Annotated in this window: 5 protein-coding genes and 1 pseudogene; all 6 read right to left on the minus strand. The window is 64.9% G+C overall.

Translation table 11 applies throughout. The features are described 5' to 3' along the window. Positions 1 to 601 (minus strand): annotated as a pseudogene (locus CQY20_RS33030) (hypothetical protein); the annotation flags it as partial. Further along, positions 598 to 1,242: a DUF6084 family protein gene (locus CQY20_RS33035; protein WP_097945441.1), complete on the minus strand. Its 645-nt coding sequence runs from the start codon at positions 1,240 to 1,242 to the stop codon at positions 598 to 600. The gene CQY20_RS33035 and the pseudogene CQY20_RS33030, both read right to left, overlap by 4 nt. Continuing rightward, a complete protein-coding gene (locus CQY20_RS33040) occupies positions 1,235 to 1,873 on the minus strand; it encodes a DUF5947 family protein (RefSeq protein ID WP_097945444.1) in 639 nt (212 codons plus the stop codon). Before CQY20_RS33040 ends, CQY20_RS33035 begins: the two co-directional genes overlap by 8 nt. Beyond that, positions 1,873 to 2,772 carry a NifU family protein gene (locus CQY20_RS33045; RefSeq protein WP_097945447.1) on the minus strand — a complete coding sequence of 300 codons (900 nt, stop codon included), beginning with the start codon at positions 2,770 to 2,772 and terminating at the stop codon, positions 1,873 to 1,875. The genes CQY20_RS33040 and CQY20_RS33045 overlap by 1 nt, the downstream gene beginning before the upstream one ends. Before the next feature lie 3 nt (positions 2,773 to 2,775). Next, positions 2,776 to 4,572, minus strand: coding sequence for a nickel-dependent hydrogenase large subunit (locus tag CQY20_RS33050; protein WP_097945450.1), 1,797 nt, complete (start codon positions 4,570 to 4,572; stop codon positions 2,776 to 2,778). A 95-nt stretch (positions 4,573 to 4,667) separates the two neighbouring features. After that, positions 4,668 to 5,723 carry an NADH-quinone oxidoreductase subunit B family protein gene (locus CQY20_RS33055; RefSeq protein WP_097945453.1) on the minus strand — a complete coding sequence of 352 codons (1,056 nt, stop codon included), beginning with the start codon at positions 5,721 to 5,723 and terminating at the stop codon, positions 4,668 to 4,670. Positions 5,724 to 5,801 lie beyond the last annotated feature (78 nt).

The following is a 5,801-nucleotide window of genomic DNA, read 5'->3' on the forward strand; positions in this document are numbered from 1 at the left end:
TGTGCGTCCCGATCATGGAGCTCGCGATCGCCTCGTCCTTGTCGGCGGCGGGTGCAGCTGTGTTGCGCACCTCGAATGAGAGCCGCAAGAGGTCGCCGTCAGGCTCAGCGCAGATGTCGAGTTGACCGTGGAGCGCGCGGCGCGTGCGGACCAGCCGCCCACCATCCAGCATTTCGATGTCGGTGCCGGCCGGGACCGAGATGTCAAGCGTGCGCGGCAGACTCGTGACGCTCACGTTGTCGATCGGGATCTCGCGTTCAACCGCCTCGTCCCAGCTGAGCCAGCTGGTGGATGCCGTGGTCAGCTCGTCGACTCGCTCGAAACAGCCGGCGCCCACGTCGCGTTCGGCCGCTCGGTGCTGCAACTGCAGGAACCGAACCACGCCGGAGAGCGACGCGGCGCCGCCTGAGCGCACCAGCACCTGTGCGGAGAGTGTGTCATCCTCACCGATGTCGGTGTCCGCGGCCCGCTGCGGACCTAGCACCCCGAACTGCCAGCGTGACTGGTTCTTTCGCGAACTGCCGCGGTACGGGTAGAGCAGGTAGCCCTCGTAGAGCACCGCGTCGGCGACGGCGCGGGCCCGGTCCCAGTTGGCGCTCACCGCAGCTCCTTCGCCGAAGTCGCGGCCAGCAGGGAGGTGATGGCGTCGTCCAAGCCGAGCAGCCCGCGCGCGGTGCGATACGCGGCGAGCGCGTCGATGGTCTCGCGGTCCAGCCGCAGCCATCCGGTGTTCGGGAAGTGCTGTTGCATCAGGTCACGCCACACCGTGACCGGCATGTCGTAGCGTTCCTCGCGGTCCCACGGCACCTGCTGGACGGCGAAGCCACGGTCTCCAGGAGTGAATATCGTTCCGCTGAACAGGAACTGCAGCGGGATGGTGCCGTCGCGCAGCGCGTGCAGATACTTGGCGGCCGCCACCTCGAAGTCATAGGTGCACTCGAGCGGCATCTGGACCTGGGTGGTGCCGGTGAATCCCGGCACCATGGCGGTGGCGTGCTGCCACAGGAACGAGTGCTGGGTGGCAGCCCAACGTTCCCGCGGACCAAAAAGGTCCATGAGTTCGGCGGCTTCGTCGTCGGAGTAGGCCCGCCGGGACGGTTCTATTCGCACCTGGCATTTCAGCGCGATCGCATGGACGGGTTCCGCGGCGACCGATGCGATGCCGATGCGCGCCATGAGGATCGGCGTCACGGCGTATGGTTCCGGTGCGACATCAAGGACGGCGAACGTGACGTCACTCACGGTCGATCACCCGGCTGCGGCTGTCGAGCGACTCGAAGAACTCGTCGATGTAACTGCGAACTTCCTGCCCGCCGTCGAAGCCACGCCATATCATGCGCAAGCGGCCGACGAATTCGTAGCAGGCATCGATGGGTACCAGATAGGCCTGCGGGGAGGTGTTTTCGTCATCGGGTACGCGTACGAGCAGCGCCTCGGTGTCCATCGCGAGAGTGTCGACGCGGGAATCGGCGGTGCGGATGTCGTTCCACGCCTGCAGATCGAGCTCGGATTCGGTGGCGCCCGCCGGGCCAGGGTAGAACGCCACCGTGCGGCCGAGCGTCGAGTTGTGGAAGAAGAACGCCAGCCCGACCGGAATCTGCAGGGCCTCCCACGCGCGGCGGTCCAGCGCGAAATCCGGGAAGACGAGGTAGCGGTCGGGGATCGCGCGATAGCGGAGTTCGGCGTGGCTGTCGGTGAACAGTAGGTAGCAGCCGCGGCACACGCACATCAGTTGGCGGCCTTCAAGGTTCACCACATGCTGGTGCTCGTCGGCGATGGCCTCCGAACACATCTCACAGCGTTCACCCGCGGGCTCGGGTGCGCCGCGGCTGGCGCGGATCCGGGCGAGGACATCGGTGACGTTGCCGTCCATCAGGCCACCTCTTGCGGCACGGCCATCGACGGCACACCGTCGCGCACCAGCACGGGAATCGGTTCGAGGTGGCCGTCGCCGCCGACACCCGCGCCGGCGCGGGCAACGTCGAAACCGGCGCCGCAGTTCTGGCAGCGCAGTACCGCGCCGGACAGTAGTGCACCGGCCAATGTGCCCGTGCAACTGGGGCAGCGGTCTCGGTAGGCCAACACATCATCGCCCACCCGGCAGGCCACTACCATCACTCCGGGCACCCGGAACCCGCCCACCTCTCCGTCACCGAGTTCGGCGAGTTCGGGCGCCGGCTGCCACGCCGTCCAATGGTGGCCGTTGGCGTGCACCCGGGTCAGCAACGACTCCGGCGCAATCACGCCGGCCCCGGAATCCGATTCTGCGGGAACCACTTCGATGTCGGAGATCTCCGGCGCGGCAGCACGTACGGCGTCCTCGACCGCCAGCTCAAGGGTGATCGACGACGACGGACAACTCTTGCAACTGCCCTGGAACTGAAGCCGCACCACTCCATCGGCCACCCCCAGCAGCGTGACGTCCCCGCCGTGTGAGCCGAGATACGGCCGAACATTATCGAGCGCCGCCGCGACCCGGCGTTCGACATCGTACGGATGCAACCCGTGCACCAACAACAGGCTGGCGACGAGATCGTCGGCCGCGAACCGGTCCGCGAGGCCCGGATCTTCGGCCAACGCCACATCCATCATCCGCTGAAGCATCGCCCCGTAGAGGTCTGTCACCTCGCGGACGAGTTTTTCGGCGCGTTCGCGCGCGATGGCGCCTCCCGAGGATGACGCCTCAAGCAGGGTTTGGATCCGTTCGCCCGCCGTGCGCCACTGCGCGTCGTCCTGGTTCTCGTCGGGGCCTGGCAGTGTCGGCGGGGCCATACCCTATTCCCCGGTTGCGTATTGGGTGGGGGAATGCAGCAGGTCCAGCTGCTTGCCCTTACCCAGGTACATGTGCACCCCGCACGGCAGGCACGGGTCGAAACTGCGGACCGTGCGCATGATGTCGATGCCCTTGAAGCGCTCCCGGTCGTTCTCCTCGAAGATCGGCTGGCCCTGCACCGCGTCCTCGTACGGGCCCGGTGTGCCGTAGCTGTCGCGTGGGTTGGCGTTCCACGGCGTCGGCGGATACGGGTGATAGTTGGCGATCTTGCCGTCGCGGATCACCATGTGATGGCTGAGCACCCCGCGGACGGCCTCGGTGAACCCGCAGCCGATGCCCTCGTCGGGCACCTCGAACTTCTCCCAGGTCTTGGTGCGGCCCGCACGGATCTCGACCAGCGCCTTCTCGGCGAAGTGCAATGCGCAGGCCGCGGCGTAGGCCTGGAAGTAGGTCCGGGCGCGGTTGCGCTCGATGGTGTTGCTGCCCTGTCGCGGCACCTTCCACTCGAAGGACACGGGTCCCTTGAGCGCGGTCTTTGGGAGGTTGATCTGTACGCTCTTCCCCGTCGCCTTGACATAGCCGATGTCGACCAATCCGGCCAGCGCGGTGGCCCACAGCCGGGCCAGCGGCCCGCCGCCGGTGTCCAGCGCCAGATAGTCCTTGCCATCGAACCAGCGCGGTGACATCACCCAGCTGTAGTTGGCGTCGAAGTCGCGTTTCTGTGGCTTGGGGTTGGTGTGCTGATTCCACGGATGGCGACGATCGACCGGGTTGCCCAACGGGTCGGTCTTGACGAACATCTCCTGGTCGGTCCAGTCGTCGTAATAGCTGTGGCCCAACAGGATTCGGATGCCCAGGTTGATGTCGACCAGCGAGTGGGTGTGCAGCTTACCGTCGATCACCACACCAGGTGTGACGAACATGGCGTCGCCCCAGCGCTCCATGTCCTTGTAGGCGAAGTTGCACACCTCGGGGTCCTGGAACGACCCCCAGCAGCCCAGCAGGGTGCGGCGCAGACCCACCTGGTCGTAGCCGGGCAACGCTTCATAGAAGAAGTCGAACAAATCGTCGTGCATCGGCACGACCTTCTTCATGAACTCCACATAGCGCATCAGCCGCGCCATGTAGTCGGTCATCAGCTGGATGGTCGCGACCGTGCCAACCCCTCCGGGATACAGGGTGGACGGATGCACATGGCGACCTTCCATCAGGCAGAACATCTCCCGAGTCAAGCGGCTGACGACTAGCGCCTCCCGGTAGAAGTCGCCGGTGAACGGGTTGAGCGCCCGCATGATGTCGGCGATCGTGCGGTACCCATGCGCACCGGCGTGCGGTGCCTCGGTGTTCTCTGCCTTGGCGAGCACGCCCGGGTTGGTCTCAGACACCATCTTCTCGCAGTAGTCCACGCCGACCAGATTCTCCTGGAAGATGTTGTGGTCGAACATGTATTCCGCCGCCTCACCCAGGTTCATGATCCATTCCGCGAGATGCGGCGGCTGGACACCATAGGCCATGTTCTGCGCGTAGACCGAGCAGGTGCAGTGGTTGTCACCGCAGATGCCGCAGATGCGGCTGGTGATAAAGTGCGCGTCGCGCGGATCCTTGCCCTTCATGAAGATCGAGTAACCGCGGAAGATCGACGAGGTGCTGTGACACTCGACGACTTCCTTGTTCTCGAAGTCGATCTTCGTGTAGATGCCAAGGCTACCGACGATACGCGTGATCGGATCCCACGCCATCTCCACCAGCTGGCCGGGATCCCTCTTCACGTGCGATGGCTCGGGGATGATCGCTGTCATCGAACTCTCTTTCCTATGTGTGGTCCACTGCGTTACAGGGCGATTCGCCGAAACCCGGGCCCATCGCCCCCGTGCGCGCCGAACATGACCCGCACCTACCAGGTGCGGGTCGCTCCGGTTGTGAGTTGGGTGCCGCGATGGCGCCACTTGGGCTCTTTATCGAGGGTGCGCCCGGTGATGCTCCGCAGAGGACGGATCAGCGAGCCGTACAGCCCCGACGCGGTGCTGGTGAGCTTGCCGCCCGGCGGCTCATCCATGAACGGCATGAACTTATCCGGGAAGCCCGGCATCGTGCACCCAATACAAATACCACCGACGTTCGGACAGCCACCGATCCCGTTCATCCAGCCCCGCTTGGGCACATTGCATTTCACGACTGGACCCCAACAGCCCAGTTTCACAATGCATTTCGGGGACCCGTACTCGGTTGCGAAATCACCCTGCTCGTAGTATCCGGCTCGGTCACACCCCTCGTGCACGGTGTTCCCGAACAACCACTTGGGCCGCAGCGCATCATCGAGCGGAATCATCGGCGCCTGGCCGGTCGCCATGTACAGCAGATACGTCAGCGTCTCGGCCATGTTATCTGGGTGGGCGGGGCAGCCGGGCACGCATACGATCGGGATGCCGGCCTTGCTCTTCCAATCCCAACCCAAATAGTCGGGCACCCCCATCGCTCCGGTCGGGTTACCCGCCATCGCATGGATACCGCCGTACGTCGCGCACGTTCCGACGGCGACGATCGCGGTGGCCTTGGGCGCCAACCGGTCCAGCCATTCGCTTGTCGTTATCGGCTGACCGGTCGCAGGGTCGTTGCCGAACCCGCACCAATACCCCTCATTCTTGATCTTCTCGTTCGGAATCGAACCCTCGACAACCAGCACGAACGGTTCCAACTCCCCCCGTTCGCCCTTGAAGAACCACTCCAGGAAATCGTCCGCCCCTCCCTCAGGTCCGCACTCGAAATCGATCAGGGGCCAATGCACGGCGATCTGGGGCAGACCGGGCAGCGCGCCAAGAGCGATCTCCTCGATGCTCGGTTGTGTGGCGGCAGTCAACGCCACCGAATCCCCGTCACAACTCAAACCGGCATTAATCCACAGCACATGGATCAACGCCTCTTCCGCTTTGACTGCTGCCTGACCTGGCATACGTCACAGCTTCCCGGGGCCGGGGCTGGCGACCCCTACACCGCAGGAGTCGACTTTCGACCCACTTGCGCAGCGCTA

This window comes from Mycolicibacterium agri, assembly GCF_002553505.1.
In the GTDB taxonomy this organism is placed as follows: domain Bacteria; phylum Actinomycetota; class Actinomycetes; order Mycobacteriales; family Mycobacteriaceae; genus Mycobacterium; species Mycobacterium agri.

What these genes read in the sequence shown, in the direction of transcription:
- CQY20_RS33050 (WP_097945450.1), bottom strand. Translation starts at nt 4,572, where the DNA reads ATGACAGCGATCATCCCCGAGCCATCGCACGTGAAGAGGGATCCCGGC.
- CQY20_RS33045 (WP_097945447.1), bottom strand. Translation starts at nt 2,772, where the DNA reads ATGGCCCCGCCGACACTGCCAGGCCCCGACGAGAACCAGGACGACGCG.
- CQY20_RS33055 (WP_097945453.1), bottom strand. Translation starts at nt 5,723, where the DNA reads ATGCCAGGTCAGGCAGCAGTCAAAGCGGAAGAGGCGTTGATCCATGTG.
- CQY20_RS33040 (WP_097945444.1), bottom strand. Translation starts at nt 1,873, where the DNA reads ATGGACGGCAACGTCACCGATGTCCTCGCCCGGATCCGCGCCAGCCGC.